The organism is Curtobacterium guangdongense (assembly GCF_049341845.1).
Taxonomy (GTDB): Bacteria; Actinomycetota; Actinomycetes; order Actinomycetales; family Microbacteriaceae; genus Curtobacterium; species Curtobacterium guangdongense.
Genome location: NZ_JBMPIT010000008.1, coordinates 68621 through 84163 on the forward strand (window position 1 = coordinate 68621; position 15543 = coordinate 84163).

14 protein-coding genes are annotated in these 15543 nt (G+C 70.0%); 11 read left to right on the plus strand and 3 right to left on the minus strand.

All coding sequences use genetic code 11. The features are described 5' to 3' along the window. Positions 1-2: 2 nt before the first annotated feature. The 4 genes from ACO0E1_RS14050 to ACO0E1_RS14065 are packed head-to-tail and all read left to right on the plus strand — an operon-like array spanning position 3 to position 3732. Positions 3-818 (plus strand): hypothetical protein, encoded by an 816-nt coding sequence (locus ACO0E1_RS14050; RefSeq protein ID WP_422874767.1) that lies wholly within the window; start codon positions 3-5, stop codon positions 816-818. After that, complete coding sequence (gene hisD, locus ACO0E1_RS14055) at positions 815-2134, plus strand: histidinol dehydrogenase (protein WP_422874768.1); 1320 nt, start codon at positions 815-817, stop codon at positions 2132-2134. Before ACO0E1_RS14050 ends, hisD begins: the two co-directional genes overlap by 4 nt. Positions 2135-2167: 33 nt before the next feature. Further along, positions 2168-2650 carry a transcriptional regulator NrdR gene (gene nrdR / locus ACO0E1_RS14060; protein WP_402728452.1) on the plus strand — a complete coding sequence of 161 codons (483 nt, stop codon included), beginning with the start codon at positions 2168-2170 and terminating at the stop codon, positions 2648-2650. Further along, positions 2647-3732, plus strand: coding sequence for a quinone-dependent dihydroorotate dehydrogenase (locus ACO0E1_RS14065; RefSeq protein ID WP_422874769.1), 1086 nt, complete (start codon positions 2647-2649; stop codon positions 3730-3732). The genes nrdR and ACO0E1_RS14065 overlap by 4 nt, the downstream gene beginning before the upstream one ends. Positions 3733-4009: 277 nt before the next feature. On the opposite strand, the gene ACO0E1_RS14070 is transcribed toward ACO0E1_RS14065, so the two are convergent. Then, positions 4010-4585, minus strand: coding sequence for a DUF3043 domain-containing protein (locus tag ACO0E1_RS14070; RefSeq protein ID WP_422874770.1), 576 nt, complete (start codon positions 4583-4585; stop codon positions 4010-4012). 73 nt (positions 4586-4658) lie between these two features. Between ACO0E1_RS14070 and ACO0E1_RS14075 the strand changes: the two genes are divergently transcribed. From ACO0E1_RS14075 to ACO0E1_RS14100, 6 genes are all read left to right on the plus strand, one after another. Then, the gene (locus ACO0E1_RS14075) at positions 4659-6119 is read left to right on the plus strand and encodes a dipeptidase (RefSeq protein WP_422874771.1); all 1461 of its coding nucleotides are present in this window, start codon (positions 4659-4661) and stop codon (positions 6117-6119) included. Positions 6120-6260: 141 nt separating this feature from the next. Continuing rightward, positions 6261-6641, plus strand: coding sequence for a HesB/IscA family protein (locus ACO0E1_RS14080; RefSeq protein ID WP_422874876.1), 381 nt, complete (start codon positions 6261-6263; stop codon positions 6639-6641). A 281-nt stretch (positions 6642-6922) separates the two neighbouring features. Beyond that, a complete protein-coding gene (ctaC, locus tag ACO0E1_RS14085; protein ID WP_422874772.1) occupies positions 6923-7822 on the plus strand; it encodes an aa3-type cytochrome oxidase subunit II in 900 nt (299 codons plus the stop codon). Positions 7823-7833: 11 nt separating this feature from the next. Continuing rightward, positions 7834-9570 carry an aa3-type cytochrome oxidase subunit I gene (ctaD, locus tag ACO0E1_RS14090; RefSeq protein WP_413602180.1) on the plus strand — a complete coding sequence of 579 codons (1737 nt, stop codon included), beginning with the start codon at positions 7834-7836 and terminating at the stop codon, positions 9568-9570. Between the two features lie 4 nt (positions 9571-9574). Further along, on the plus strand, positions 9575-9994 hold the full coding sequence (locus ACO0E1_RS14095; RefSeq protein WP_281264204.1) for a cytochrome c oxidase subunit 4: 420 nt from the start codon (positions 9575-9577) through the stop codon (positions 9992-9994). A gap of 168 nt (positions 9995-10162) precedes the next feature. Further along, positions 10163-11536 carry a glucose-6-phosphate dehydrogenase gene (locus ACO0E1_RS14100; RefSeq protein ID WP_402728457.1) on the plus strand — a complete coding sequence of 458 codons (1374 nt, stop codon included), beginning with the start codon at positions 10163-10165 and terminating at the stop codon, positions 11534-11536. Positions 11537-11738: 202 nt separating this feature from the next. Here ACO0E1_RS14100 and ACO0E1_RS14105 read toward each other — a convergent pair whose 3' ends face one another. Together ACO0E1_RS14105 and ACO0E1_RS14110 are read right to left on the minus strand one after the other, a co-directional pair. Further along, complete coding sequence (locus tag ACO0E1_RS14105; protein ID WP_422874773.1) at positions 11739-13610, minus strand: glycoside hydrolase family 15 protein; 1872 nt, start codon at positions 13608-13610, stop codon at positions 11739-11741. Positions 13611-13682: 72 nt separating this feature from the next. Further along, entirely contained in the window at positions 13683-14732 is a 1050-nt protein-coding gene (locus ACO0E1_RS14110) for an App1 family protein (RefSeq protein ID WP_281264207.1), read from the minus strand. Between the two features lie 140 nt (positions 14733-14872). Here ACO0E1_RS14110 and ACO0E1_RS14115 point away from each other — a divergent pair, with 140 nt between their 5' ends. Beyond that, positions 14873-15520 carry a TetR/AcrR family transcriptional regulator gene (locus tag ACO0E1_RS14115; RefSeq protein WP_422874774.1) on the plus strand — a complete coding sequence of 216 codons (648 nt, stop codon included), beginning with the start codon at positions 14873-14875 and terminating at the stop codon, positions 15518-15520. Positions 15521-15543: the final 23 nt, after the last annotated feature.

A 15543-nucleotide genomic window follows, 5' to 3' on the forward strand; every position in this document is an offset into this window, starting at 1 on the left:
ACGTGCGTCGTGTTCCGGACTCCGACACGCTCCGGGCGTTCGGGGTCACGGGCGCGACGCTCCAGCGACTGGCTGGCGGCCGGGGGCTGACGTGGCGTGCCGGAGCCGTGGTGCTCCGTCCGCACGACGGTCCCACCGAGACGGACTGGCGAGCCGGGGTCCTCGCGTCGCTGCCGGACGGCGACGGCTTCCGGACCCCTCGACCCGTCCCGACGACCACAGGCGAGTGGCGGCACGGTGATTGGGAAGCGTGGGAGTGGCTCCCCGGACAGGCCGACGAGACCCGGGTCGCTGACGTCATCCGTGCGGGCACCGCGTTCCACCGGGCGATCGTCGGGCTCGAGCGGCCGGGCTTCCTCGCTGTGAAGGACAACCCGTGGTCGCGTGCGGACCGGGCCGTGTGGGACGACGACGAGCTGCCGCGGGACCCGTCGCTCGACCGGCTGGTCGCGGCGTTCCGTCCCGTCGAGGCACCGTCGCAGCTGGTCCACGGCGACCTCCTCGGCAACGTGCTGTTCGCCGACGGGCATCCTCCCGCGGTCATCGACTGGCCGCCGTACTGGCGACCGGCGGGGCTCGGTGCCGCGATCGCCGCGGTGGACGCGGGCTGCTGGCACGGGTATCCGCTCGACGGGCTCGAGCGACTCGGAGACGGGATTCCGGAGTGGTCACAGTTGCTCGTCCGCGCGCTCGCGTTCCGGATCGCCACGCTGCACTTCGTCGGTTCGTGGGGCAGCGACGACGTCGAGCGGCACGCGCCCGTCATCGACGCCGTGCTCGGACGTGCATCCGACGTCGGTACGCTGGACGCCTCATGATGCAGCGAATCGACCTCCGTGGCGGACTGCCCGTCCGCGCCGAACTCCTCCGCCTCATGCCGCGCGCCGTCGGTGACGTCGGGCACGCCGTGGACGCGGCCCGGGCGCTCGTGGACGACGTCCGCGAGCGTGGAGCCGAGGCGCTGCAGGAGCAGGCCGAGCGGTTCGACGGGGGAGCGCCGGCGGCCGTCCGGGTACCTGCCGCCGACATCGCCGCCGCGGTCGCCGGGCTCACGCCGGAGCTCCGCACGGCGCTCGACGAGGCGATCCGCCGCGTCCGGGCAGCGAGTGCCGCCCAGGTCCCCGCCGCGTCCGTCACGACGCTGGCCGACGGCGCCGAGGTCCACCAGCGCTGGCAGCCGATGCGCCGCGTCGGACTGTACGTCCCCGGCGGTAAGGCCGTGTACCCGTCGAGCGTCGTCATGAACGTCGTCCCGGCGCAGGTCGCCGGCGTCGGTTCGATCGCGCTCGTGTCCCCGCCGCAGCGCGACCACGGCGGTGCCGTGCACCCGACGATCCTCGCCGCGGCCGGGCTCCTCGGCATCGACGAGGTCTATGCGATGGGCGGAGCCGGAGCGATCGGTGCGCTGGCGTACGGCGTGCCGTCGATCGGCCTCGAGCCGGTCGATCTCGTCACCGGGCCCGGCAACAACTACGTCGCCGCAGCCAAGCGCCTGGTCCGTGGCGTGGTCGGGATCGACGCCGAGGCCGGCGCCACCGAGATCCTGGTCATCGCCGACGAGTCCGCCGACCCCGCGTACGTCGCGGCCGACCTCATCAGCCAGGCCGAGCACGACGAGCAGGCCGGCAGCGTCCTGGTGACGACGTCGGCGACGTTCGCCGATGCGGTGGAAGCCGCCATCCCGGGACAGACGGCGGTGCTCGGGACGGCCACGCGCCTCCAGGCCGCGCTCGACGGCCCGCAGTCCGCCGTCGTCCTGGTGGACTCGCTCGCGGACGCGGCGACCGTGAGCAACGCGTACGGGCCGGAGCACCTCGAGATCCAGACCGTGGACGACGACGCGGTCCTGGCGGACATCGACGCGGCGGGCGCGGTGTTCGTCGGCCCGAGCACGCCCGTGAGTCTCGGGGACTACCTGGCCGGCTCGAACCACGTGCTGCCCACCGGCGGCCAGGCCCGGTTCGGCTCCGGGCTGTCGGCGTCGACGTTCCTGCGGCCCCAGCAGGTGATCCGCTACACGGCCGACGCGCTGGCCGAGGTCGCGCCGCACATCGTGGCGCTCTCGACGGAGGAGCAGCTTCCCGCCCACGGTGCCGCGGTGACGGCCCGCACGGGTTCGCCCGTCCGCCCGTAGTGGGCGTGCCGAACCGATAGCCTGGGGCACGACATGTTCTGCCCCTTCTGCCGCCACCCGGACTCCCGCGTCGTCGACTCCCGCACGAGCGACGACGGTACCTCGATCCGCCGCCGTCGCCAGTGCCCGAACTGCGGGCGCCGCTTCTCCACGACGGAGACCGCATCGCTCAACGTCGTCAAGCGCAACGGGGTGCTCGAACCGTTCAGCAGGGAGAAGATCATCTCCGGCGTGCGGAAGGCCTGCCAGGGGCGTCCGGTGACGGACTCCGACCTCGCGGTGCTCGCGCAGCGGGTGGAGGAGATCGTGCGGTCCTCCGGCGCCAGCCAGATCGAGGCGAACGACATCGGTCTCGCGATCCTCGACCCGCTCCGCGAACTCGACGAGGTCGCCTACCTCCGGTACGCCAGCGTGTACCAGGCGTTCGACTCGCTCGAGGACTTCGAGTCCGCGATCGGGCAGCTTCGCATCGACCACCACGGTGAGCCGCAGTCGACGACCGGGGCCGACGCGTGAGCGGCATCGCGGAACGCATCGTCCGCGCCGGGTACGGGGCCGTCTTCCGCGGCGTCTTCGCGAACATGGACCCCGAGCGTGCGCACCACCTGGCGTTCGGCGTCATCAAGGTGCTCCCGAAGGTCCCGATCGTGCGGGGGCTCGTCGAGCGGTACTCTCGTCCGTCGGCGGACGACGGCGTCACGACGATGGGCATCCACTTCCCGTCCCGGTTCGGCCTCGCCGCCGGGTTCGACAAGGACGCCAGGGGGATCGGCGGCCTCGGCCTGCTCGGGTTCGGGCACGTCGAGGTCGGGACGATCACGGCGAAGCCCCAGCCGGGCAACGAGAAGCCACGGCTGTTCCGACTCATCGCCGATCGCGCCCTGATCAACCGCATGGGCTTCAACAACCAGGGCGCAGCGGCCGCGGCACGCCGGCTCGAGCGAGCTCGCCGGAACCCGGGTCGGCCCGTCATCGGCGTGAACATCGGCAAGAGCCGCGTGGTCGACGTCGCGGACGCGGTCGACGACTACCTCGAGTCGACGCGGCTCCTCGCGCCGTTCGCGGACTACCTCGCGGTCAACGTGAGCTCGCCGAACACGCCGGGTCTCCGTGGGCTGCAGGAGCTCGACCAGCTCCGTCCGCTGCTCTCCGCCGTGAACGACGCCGCCGGGCGGGTCCCCGTTCTGGTGAAGATCGCGCCGGACCTCACCGACGAGCAGATCGACGCGATCGCCGGGCTCGCGGTCGAGCTCGGGCTCGCCGGGGTCATCGCGAACAACACGACGATCTCCCGCTCCGGGCTCGCGACCCCGGTCGCCGAGGTCGAGGCGATGGGGGCCGGCGGACTCTCCGGGGCGCCGCTGTCCGCCCGGTCGCTCGACGTCCTGCGCCGCGTGCGCGCCGCCGTTCCCACCGACTTCTGCGTGATCGCAGTCGGGGGCGTCACCTCCGAGGCGGACGTGCAGGCCCGCGTCGACGCCGGGGCGACGCTCGTGCAGGGCTACACGGCGTTCCTCTACGAGGGGCCGACCTGGGCGACGCGGATCAACCGGTTGCGGCGGCGTCGGCTGAAGCGCGAGGCGCGCGCCGCGCGCTGAGCGCGCCGGACGGGACGTCACGCGACGTGTCGTGAGCATTCGCCGGACGGGAGGCCCGCTGCGGCCCGGCACCGAGCCTCCCGTCCGGCCCGTCACCGGCCACGCACCCTGGTGAGATCGCAATCCGTGTCGCCTGCTCAGAGGCGGAACCGACACGGAGTGCGATCTCACCGTGCCCGGGGCGCCGGGGGCCCCGGGGGCCCAGGGCGCGGCCCCCACGCGCCGCAACGACGAAGCGCCGCCGGCCAAGGGCCGGCGGCGCTTCGGGACGAACGGGTCAGGCGGAGGGGTACTGGCCGCGCTTGACCTGCGGCTTCGGCAGGCGCAGGAAGCGCAGTTGCCACGCCCGCGTCAGGATGTAGAGGAACGTGCCCTTCTGGAACACGCCGAACTTCGCGGTGAGCTTCTTGCGCAGCACGACCCAGAGCACGAGGCAGTCGAGGATGAACAGCGCCACGAACGCCCACACGAGCAGCAGCGCGTACGAGGCGGCAGCGGTCTGGGACGCGACGAACCCGACGATCAGGAAGACCACGAGGATCGGCATCATCACCTCGCCGACGTTCCAGCGCGCGTCGATGTAGTCGCGCACGAACTTGCGCTGCTCGCCCTTGTCCTTCGCGGGCAGGTAGCGCTCCTCGCCGTTCGCCATGCCGACGCGGGCCTTCTCGCGCTCGTTGTTGAGCCGGGCGCGCGCTGCCTTCTTGTCGACGGGCGTGTTGCCGACGAGCGGGCGGCGGTTCGCTGCCTCGCGCTCGCGGCGGGACGGCGTCGGACGACCCTTGCCCTGCTCGAGCAGTTCCTCTTCCGAGGGGTTGACTGTCGTGTTGGTCCTGGGTGCTGCCTTCGCCACGGTGATTCCTGCTGGTCGGTGAGCGGTGCGCCGGGGAACGCCCCGGCACCGGTTGTCCTCTAGATTACCGGGCATGACCGACCACGCACAGTCCGCACCCGCGACCGACCCCGCCCTGCTCGACGCCCTCCGCGAACAGGTGCAGGGCGACCTGCCGACGACGATCGCCGACCTCTCCGGCCTGGTGCGGATCCCGTCGGTGTCCTGGTCGGCGTTCGATCCCGCGCACGTGCGGCGGAACGCGGAGGCCGTGGCCGACCTGGCGCGCAGCACCGGTGTGTTCGACGAGGTCCGGATCATCAGGAGCGCCGTCGAGGGCGACACGCCCGCCGGTGCCTCGGATGCGACCGGGACGGACCTCGACGGCGTCGAGCTCGGGCAGCCCGCGGTCCTCGCCGTCCGCCCCGCCCGCAACGGCAAGCCGACCGTGATGCTCTACGCGCACCACGACGTCCAGCCGCAGGGCGACGACGCGCTGTGGGAGACCCCGCCGTTCGAGCCGACGCTCCGCGGGGACCGCCTGTACGGCCGGGGTGCCTCGGATGACAAGGCGGGCGTGATGACCCACGTCGCCGCACTCCGTGCCCTGCACGCGCGGTTCGGCGACGACCTGGACCTCGGCATCGTCCTCTTCGTGGAGGGCGAGGAGGAGTTCGGCTCCCGCTCGTTCCGCACGTTCCTCCGCGAGCAGAAGGAGCACCTCGCCGCCGACGTCATCGTGGTGGCCGACAGCGACAACTGGTCGACCGAGGTCCCCGCGATCACGGTCTCCCTCCGCGGCAACGTCACGTTCAAGCTGACCCTGACGACGCTCGAGCACGCGAGCCACAGCGGCATGTTCGGGGGAGCGGCGCCGGACGCGATGCTGCCGATGGTCCGGCTGCTCGCGTCGCTGCACGACGACGCGGGCTCGGTGGCGGTCGAGGGGCTGACCTCGTACGACGCGCCGGTGCCGGCCCGCAGCGAGGACGAACTCGCCGCCGATGCCGCCCTGGTCCAGGGTGCGAAGCCGGTCGGCACCGGCGACGTCCTGTCGCGCATGTGGTTCCAGCCCTCGATCACCGTGACCGGCATGGACGTCCCGAGCGTCGCGAACGCGTCGAACACGCTGCTGCCGACGGTCTCGGCGCGGGTCTCGGTGCGTGTCGCGCCCGGGCAGTCCGCACGGGACGCCTACGCCGCCGTCGAACGCCACATCCACGCGCACACGCCGTTTGGTGCCCGCGTGGAGATCAGTGAGCCCGACGCCGGGGACGGCTTCCTCGTGGACACCAGCGGATGGGCCGTCCGTGAGGCACGCACCGCCATGGCCGAGGGTTGGGGCGCAGAGCCCGTGGAACAGGGCATCGGGGGATCGATCCCGTTCGTGTCCGACCTGGCCGCCGAGTTCCCCGAGGCGCAGATCCTGGTGACGGGCGTCGAGGACCCCGACACGCGAGCGCACAGCCCGAACGAGTCCCAGCACCTCGGCGTGCTGCACCGTGCGATCGCGGCCGAGACGATCCTGCTGGCCCGCCTCGCGACGCGGGCCTGAGCGGCCGTCGTCGCCGGGTCCAGCCTGGAGGCTCGGTGCGCGTTCTCCACAGGGGCTGCGGTCCGTCGGTGGGCGTGCTTAGAATCGACCAGGCAGCGGTGACCGGCACCGCAGCAGAGGGAGGCGCCAGTGAGCGACACCATCACCACAGGGACCGAAGCGACCACCGTGACAACGGCCGCGACGGCACCGTCGTCGCACGGGGTCCTGCTCAGCGACGCCGCGGCGGGGAAGGTGGCGAGCCTCCTCGAGCAGGAAGGCCGCGACGATCTCCGTCTGCGCCTCGCCGTCCAGCCGGGCGGCTGCTCCGGGCTGATCTACCAGCTCTACTTCGACGAGCGTCTGCTCGACGGTGACGCCACCGCCGAGTTCGACGGGGTCGAGGTCGTCGTCGACAAGATGAGCGTCCCGTACCTCGACGGCGCGACGATCGACTTCGAGGACACCATCCAGAAGCAGGGCTTCACCATCGACAACCCCAACGCGCAGGGCAGCTGTGCGTGCGGTGACAGCTTCCACTGACCTGGAGCCGTTCCGACGACGCGAGCGGGGAGCGACCGACACGGTTGCTCCCCGCTCGCGTTTTCCGTGTTCCGAGGGCCGCGATGACCAGGGAAAAACCGAGTCGGACACGGTCGGATCGGGCCCGAGGGTGTGTCGGGCGTGCACGAGGCGTCACCAGCTGCGAGTAAGCTAGGAGTGTTCCAACCAAGCTGGGAGCCAGCCAAGAGACGCCTTCGTGCGCCTCGCGTCGGTCTTCGACGAAACTGCGCTCCGGGTTCACGTCATTCCGAGAGGTAACAGTGCGTTCGAATCGCCGTATACGTTGGGCGGCCGTCCCGGTGGCCGTCGGTCTGGTCATCGCACTGGCGGGTTGCTCGCAGCAGCAGCTCAACGGTTGGCTGCCGGGCACCGATGAGACGAAGGACGTCACGAACCACACCAGCCGCATCGTCGGCCTGTGGACCACCAGCTGGATCGTGCTCCTCGCCGTCGGTCTCATCGTGTGGGGCCTGATCATCTGGGCGGCGATCGTCTACCGCCGTCGGAAGGGCCAGACCGGCCTCCCGGTGCAGATGCGCTACAACATGCCGCTCGAGATCTTCTACACGATCGTGCCGCTCATCCTCGTACTGGGCTTCTTCGCCTTCACCGCCAAGGACCAGGCCGCGATCGAGGAGCCGTTCGCGCAGCCGGACACCACGGTGCACGTCTACGGCAAGCGCTGGGCGTGGGACTTCAACTACATCGACCAGAACGACCCGTCGAAGAGCGTCTACTACCAGGGCATCCAGGCCCAGGAAGAAGAGAACAAGAACGGCGCGATCGACGAGTCGCAGCTCCCGACCCTCTACCTGCCCGTCGGCAAGAAGGTCAAGATCGAGCTCGACTCCCGCGACGTCGACCACTCCTTCTGGATCATCGACTTCCTGTACAAGAAGGACATGCTCCCCGGGAAGACGAACTACGAGTACTTCATCCCGCAGAAGGAAGGCACGTACCAGGGCAAGTGCGCCGAGCTCTGCGGCGAGTACCACTCCCTCATGCTCTTCCAGGTGAAGGTCGTGTCGCCCGCCAAGTACGAGGCGTACCTCGACACCCTCAAGGACCAGGGCAAGGTGGGCCTGCTCGGCGACGAGTACAACACCAACACGAACCAGCCTGACAACAAGGCGCCCGTCACGGCGTCGGACGACAAGTAGGGGCTCGCCAGATGACCACGTCATTCGTCGGCCAACCGACCAGCACCTCGACGCCGGACTTCCAGGCGTCGAAGGTCGGTCGGAAGGGCAACATCATCGTCCGGTGGATCACCTCCACGGACCACAAGACGATCGGGTACATGTACCTGATCACGTCGTTCCTGTACTTCCTGCTCGCCGGCGTGATGGCACTCGTCATCCGTGCGCAGCTCTTCGAGCCCGGGCTGCAGCTCGTGGCGACGAAGGAGCAGTACAACCAGCTCTTCACGATGCACGGCACGATCATGCTGCTGCTGTTCGCGACGCCGCTGTTCTCGGGCTTCGCGAACGCCATCATGCCGCTGCAGATCGGTGCGCCGGACGTCGCGTTCCCGCGTCTGAACGGCTTCGCGTTCTGGCTCTACTTCTTCGGTGGCCTCATCGCCGTCGGCGGCTTCCTCACCCCGCAGGGTGCGGCATCGTTCGGCTGGTTCGCCTACGCGCCACTCAGTGACACCACGTTCACACCAGGGCTCGGTGGCACGTTGTGGGTCTTCGGGCTCGGCCTGACCGGCTTCTCGACGATCCTCGGTGCGGTGAACTTCATCACGACGATCATCACGATGCGCGCCCCCGGCATGACCATGTTCCGCATGTCGATCTTCACGTGGAACACCCTCGTGACGTCGCTCCTCGTGCTCATGGCCTTCCCGGTCCTCGCCGCTGCGCTGTTCGGACTCGGTCTCGACCGGGTGTTCGACGCCCAGGTGTTCAACCCCGCGAACGGTGGAGCCCTGCTCTGGCAGCACCTCTTCTGGTTCTTCGGCCACCCAGAGGTGTACATCATCGCGCTGCCGTTCTTCGGCATCGTCTCCGAGGTCTTCCCGGTCTTCAGCCGCAAGCCGATCTTCGGGTACAAGACCCTCGTCTACGCGACCATCTCCATCGCGGCCCTGTCGGTCACGGTCTGGGCGCACCACATGTACGTCACCGGTTCGGTGCTGCTGCCGTGGTTCTCGCTCATGACGATGCTCATCGCGGTCCCGACCGGCGTGAAGATCTTCAACTGGGTCGGCACGATGTGGCGTGGCTCGGTGACCTTCGAGACCCCGATCCTCTGGGCGATCGGCTTCCTGATCACCTTCACGTTCGGTGGCCTGACGGGTGTCATCCTGGCTTCTCCGCCGCTCGACTTCCACGTGTCGGACTCGTACTTCGTCGTCGCGCACTTCCACTACGTGGTCTTCGGCACCGTCGTGTTCGCGATGTTCTCCGGCTTCTACTTCTGGTGGCCGAAGTGGACGGGTCGCATGCTCAACGAGCGCCTCGGCAAGATCCACTTCTGGCTGCTGTTCATCGGCTTCCACACGACGTTCCTCATCCAGCACTGGCTGGGCGTCATCGGCATGCCGCGTCGGTACGCGACGTACCTGCCGAACGACGGCTTCACCTGGATGAACCAGCTGTCGACCATCGGCGCGATGATCCTCGGCATCTCGTTCCTGCCGTTCATCTTCAACGTCTACGTCACCGCGCGGAACGCCCCGAAGGTGGCCGTGAACGACCCGTGGGGCTACGGCCGCTCGCTCGAGTGGGCGACCAGCTGCCCGCCGCCGCGGCACAACTTCACGTCGATCCCGCGGATCCGTTCGGAGTCCCCGGCGTTCGACCTGAACCACCCCGAAGCGGGTGTGCCGATCGGTGTGGGTCCCGCGAAGGACGCTCCCGATGCCCCGACCTACGACGCCGCGAAGGGCGAGGTGAAGTAAGGCGATGCGCGCCAACGTCAACCTGTTCTGGATCCTCTTCGGGTTCTTCATCCTCGCGGACGCCGCGTACACGATCTGGTTCGCCCTCGCCCACAACGGCGGCTGGGAACCGGTCGGCACGGTCGGTATCGGCCTGGTCGGGCTCATGTCCGCGTTCATCGCGTTCTACCTCGGCCGCGTGCTCTCCGCCCAGGGCGGGGACCTGCCGGAAGACCGCCAGGACGCCAACATCGAGGACGGCGACGCCGAGCTCGGGCACTTCAGCCCGTGGTCGTGGTGGCCCATCCTCCTCGCCGCGTCGACGTCGATCTGCTTCCTCGGTGTCGCAGCCGGCCTCTGGATCGTCCCGATCGGTCTGGCGCTCGTCGCCGTGACGCTGGTCGGCTGGGTCTTCGAGTACTACCGCGGCAACTTCGGGCACTGACCCACGACAGACGCGCTTCGGGCGGCACCAACTGCGGTGCCGCCCGAACTGCGTCCGGACGACCTCCATGAGAGCGCGCGCAGCCCGCCGCTCATCAGGGAATCAACCGGCCCGTGTACGGCTTGCAGCCATGCGGACCCATCCACCACGCGAAAGGAGTCACCACCGGTGACCGACAAGCGCACACTCATCATCTTCGGTGCGACGGGCGACCTCGCCTCCCGCCTGCTCCTGCCGGGCCTCGGCACGTTCCTGCAGAGCGGCCGTGCCGTCCCCGTCCAGCTGATCGGCACGGGCCGCAGTGAGCGCACCCCGGAGAAGTGGAAGGACATCGTCACGAAGTCCTTCGCCTCGCAGGACGTCAAGGGACCCGAGGTCGACGCGACCATCGAGTCGACGATCTTCATCCAGGGCGACCCGACCGACCCGAAGCACCTCAAGGCGCTGCTCGACGCCGCCGAGAACGAGCCGATCCTGTACTTCGCGCTCCCGCCGCAGATCGCGTCGGACATCTGCGAGGCCCTGCAGTCGGTCGACCTCCCCGAGGGCACGACCCTGGCGTTCGAGAAGCCATTCGGGACCGACGTCGCCAGCGCCAAGGCCCTCAACGAGACGGTCCTCAAGATCGTCCCCGAAGAGCGCGTGCACCGCACCGATCACTTCCTCGGTCGCACCACGGTCCTGAACATCATCGGTCTGCGATTCGCGAACCGCCTGTTCGAGCCGATCTGGAACGCGGAGAACATCGAGAAGGTCGACATCTTCTACGACGAGACCCTCGGCCTCGAGAACCGTGCGCAGTACTACGACGAGGCCGGCGCGATGGTGGACATGATCCAGTCGCACCTGCTGCAGATCCTCGGCCTGGTGACGATGGACGCCCCGGCGGCCATCGACGCCGTCGAATTCCGCTCGTCCCTCGCCCGCGCGCTGCGCTCGACCCGGCTGAAGGGCGACGACGCGAAGATCGCCTCGCGCCGTGCCGTCTACACGGCCGGCACGATCGACGGCAAGGAGCTCCCGTCCTACCAGGACGAGCAGGGCGTCGAGCCGGGCCGTCAGACCGAGACGCTGGCCGAGATCTCGGTCGAGGTCGACACCGCCCGCTGGAAGGGCGTCCCCTTCACGCTGCGTTCCGGCAAGGCGCTCGGAGCGAGCCGCAAGGAGGTGCTGATCACCTTCAAGCCGGTTCCGCGCCTGCCCTCCGGCCTGACCGGTCGCCCGAAGACGGACACGCTGCGCATCGTCCTGAACCCGGACGAGATCGAGCTGACCGTGTCGGCGAACGGCGGGGGCAACCCGTTCGAGATGGGCCAGGTCACGCTGTCGTCGTCCTTCAGCGACGGCGAGCTGACGCCGTACGGCGAGGTGCTGAACGGCATCTTCCACGACGACCCGCTGCTCTCGATCCGCGGCGACGTCGCGGAGCGGTGCTGGGAGATCGTGGAGCCGGTCGTCGCCGCCTGGAAGGCGAACGAGGTCCCGCTCGAGGAGTACCGCGCGGGTTCGCGCGGTCCGGCGGACTGGGAGTCGTCGTCCTGACGCCCTGATCCGGACCACACACGGACGGGAGGCGCGGTGCCAGCTGGCACCGTGCCTCCCGTCCGTCGTCTGCGTGCGTGACGCGGGTGGCCGAATCGCGCGTGGGAGGTCGATTCGCGCGTAGGAGGTCGGAAATTCCGACCTCCTACGCGCGAATCCGCTTCCTACGCGCGAAACGACCCACGGCACGGCCCGGGGCAGATCAGGCGGGAGTGCCCGCGCGCTCGCCCTCGCCGGTCCACGAACGCGTGCCGCCGTCGTGCTGGGGGATCCGGGTGCGGTGCCCCGTCGCCTTGCCGCGGGCACGTTCGATCGCGTCCGCCGCGGCAACCAGCGTGAGGTGCGACAGCGCCTGCGGCGTGTTGCCGATGTGGTGCCTCGTCGCGACGTCGATCTCCTCCGAGAGCATGCCGACGTCGTTGGCGTACCCGACGAGCACGTCCATGAGCCGTTCGGCGTCCTCGATGCGCCCCGATGCCGCGTACTGCTCGACCAGCCAGAACGAGCACGCCAAGAACGGGTGTTCACTGCCGCTCAGCCCGTCGAACCCCGCAGTGGTGCGGTAGCGCAGGACGAGTCCGTCCGAACCGACGCGGAGGTCCTCCTCGATCGCGGCGACGGTCCCGAGCATCCGCGGGTCGGTGGCCTTGCAGTAGCCGATCTGGGGCAGGACGAGCAGGCTCGCGTCCACCTCGTCGGTGTCGTAGTGCTGCCGGAAGGACCCGCGTTCGGCGTTCCACCCGTGCTCGTCGATCTCCGCACGGACGGCGTCGCGGAGCTGTCGCCAGCGGTCGACGGGCCCTTCGAGCCCGAACTCCTCGACCGCGGCGACCCCTCGGTCGAACGCCGCCCAGATCATCGCCCGCGAATGCGTGAAGCTCCGTCGGGGACCGCGCATCTCCCAGATGCCGTTGTCGGGCTCCTGCCAGTGCTGCTCGACGTAGCCGAGCAGGGCCCGCTGCAGCGCCCACGAGTCGGCGTTCTCCTCGACGCCGAGCTCGCGGGCGTCGTGGAGCGCCGCGAGCACCTCACCGAACACGTCGCCCTGGTACTGCGTGTACGCGCCGTTCCCGACCCGCACGGGCTTCGATCCCGCGTACCCGGCGAGGTGGTCGAGCTCGCGCTCCGGGAGCTCGCGTTCGCCGGCGATGCCGTACATGATCTGCACATCGGCTGGGTCGCCCGCGATCGCGCGGAGCAGCCAGCCGCGCCAGTGCTTCGCCTCGTCCTGGTACCCGTGGGCGATCAGCGACGCGAGCGCCAGTGAGGCGTCGCGGAGCCAGACGTATCGGTAGTCCCAGTTGCGTTCGCCGCCCGGGTCCTCCGGCAAGCTCGTGGTGGCCGCGGCGACGACGCCGCCGGTCTCGGCGTGGGTCATCGCACGGAGGAAGAGCAGCGACCGGCGGGTGGCGTCGGCGTACCGGCCTCCGACACGGGCGGTGCCGGTCCAGTCGTGCCACCACTGCTTGGTCCGCTGCAGTGCCTCGTCGACGTCGAGTTCCTCCGGCGGCTCGCGGTGCGATGGGTACCAGGTCAGCACGGTGTCGAGCACGTCGCCGTCGTGCACCGTGCGGGTCGCGACGTGGCGGTGGTCGTCGGCGTGGAACCGGACGCCGCGGACGATGACCGACCCCGGGCCGGCCGTCGCGACGAGCGCGGGGTCGTCGTCGTCGCCGACCTGGCGGACCCAGGGGAGCGCCCGGGCGTAGTCGAACCGGATGCGCAGGGCCTGTCGGACCTCGACCTCGCCCCTGAGCCCCCTGACCCGCCGGACGACCGATGCCCGGTGCGCGCCGATCGGCATGAAGTCGGTGACCTCGACGATCCCGGTGGACGTGGTCCAGATCGTCGTCAGGACGAGGGTGTCCTCGTCGTACCGGCGTTCGGCGGTGGCGTCGGGGTCGGTCGGTCGGAGCGTCCAGTGCCCGTCGTGCTCGTTGCCCAGCAGGGACGCGAACGTCGAGGGGCTGTCGAAGCGGGGGAGACATGCCCAGTCGATCGAGCCGGCACGGTCCACCAGCGCGGCCGTGTAGCAGTCCCCGATGATCGCGTGGTCCTCGATGCGTTGCGCCATGCCCCTGATCGAACCACTGACCGCCGATGTTCCACCGGCGTCATGCGCCCCCGACTGAGAGTGCGCGCAGGTCTAGTCGAGCTCGGTGATCCCGACGCGGGCGAGCTCGGTCCAGAGCCCGGCGCCGTCCGGGGCGTAGACCCACGGCGCGGCGGACTCCCGGGACCGTTCCTGGGCCCGGGATCGTCCACCGGCGAGGACGGCTTCGCTCGTGGACAGCTGCCGGATCGCGACCCCGGCGACGTTGTCCGGATGCTCGCGGGCGAAGTCGCCGTACAGGGTCTCGTCATGCTGCCCGTCGTCCCCGACGAGGAGCCATTTGATGTCCGGGAAGTCGCGGGCGAGCCGCCGGAGGTTCTCGTGCTTGTGCAGCTGCCCGCTCCGGAAGAAGCGGTCGTGGGTGGGACCCCAGTCGGTGAGGAGCAGGGTGCCGGACGGGTACATGTTCCTGGTCAGGAAGCGCTGCAGCGTCGGCCCGACGTTCCACGCACCGGTGGACAGGTACACCGTCGGCGATCCGGGGTGCTGCGCGAGCACGCGCTCGTAGAGGACGGACATGCCGGGGACCGGGCGGCGCGCGTGCTCGGTGAGGACGAAGGAGTTCCACGCGGCCAGCATCGGGCGGGGGAGCGAGGTCACCATCACGGTGTCGTCGATGTCCGACAGCAGTCCGAACCGCGTGTCCGGGTGCACGACGAAGACGTCCGCCTCGGCGTCGCGCTGCCCACCGGCGGACAGTCGGATGGTCTGCCAGCCCGGTTCGAGGTCGATCGGGACGATGGTGTCCACCACGCCGCCGCGGTCGGACTGCACGGTGTGGGTGACCCCGCCGGCGGTGATGGTCACCTCGGCGTGGTCGACCGCCACGCTCGTGAACGTCCGCCAGCCGCGGACACCCGTGTACGCCGCGTCCGAGGCGAGACCTCGACGGGTCAGCAGCACCCGGCAGAGCACTCGGATCCACCCGGGCGCGCCGTACCCGGTGTACGGGATGACGGTCGGCACGAGGCCGCGCCGGCGGGCGCGCTGTTCACGGAACTCCTGCACGGCGTCCTCGATCCGGGCGGCACGATGCAGGATCGGCTCGGCCAGCGACGGTTCGTGGGACGTCGGGTCGGGCATCGGCCCATCATCCCACGGAGGGGTGGAGGATGGGCACGACGCACTCGACACCCGGAGAATCGCAGCGGGATTCCAGCCGGGCTCTGCGAGAGTTGCCCCGTCACACAATCAGCCCGCGGTCGCCGCGAGAAGGAGAACACGTGCTCGTCACCGAGGTTTCGAACGCACTGCCGGGGGGATCATCACTGCTCAGGAACGAGCCGGTCCAAGCCCGCAGTTCGGCGCGCCTCGCCGGGCTCCTCGACGCCGCAGCCGCGGTGATCGACGAGATCGGCTTCGAGCGGCTCACCACTGCCATGGTCGCCGAGCGGGCGGGGGCGTCCATCGGCACCGTCTACCGGTACTTCCCGGACCGCATCGCCGTCGTCGAGGCGCTCGCCATCCGCTGCACGCAGCGCCTGGCGTCCCGGTTCGTCGAGGCCCTCGACACCAGCGGCGCGACGACCTGGCAGGACGCCTGCGACGCGCTCATCGACATGACGAGCGAGATGTACCGGACCGAGCCGGGCTTCCGCGCGATCCGCTTCGGTGACGCCGCAGACTCCGGGGTCGGCGACGAAGAGGACCGCATGGGCGCCCTCGGCGGGGCCGTCGGCGCGATCATGCGCGAGCGGTTCGGTCTGCCGGAGAACGACGCCGTCGCGCGAGCGTGGGTCGTCCTCGCCGAGTCCGGACACGCCGTGCTCGCCCGGGCGCACCAGGACCGCCAGCACCCGGACACCGCGCTCATCGAGGCGTACCGCGTCATGAACAAGACGTACCTGGAATCGGTGATCGCCGCCTCCTGACCACCGGTCACCAATCCGAACGG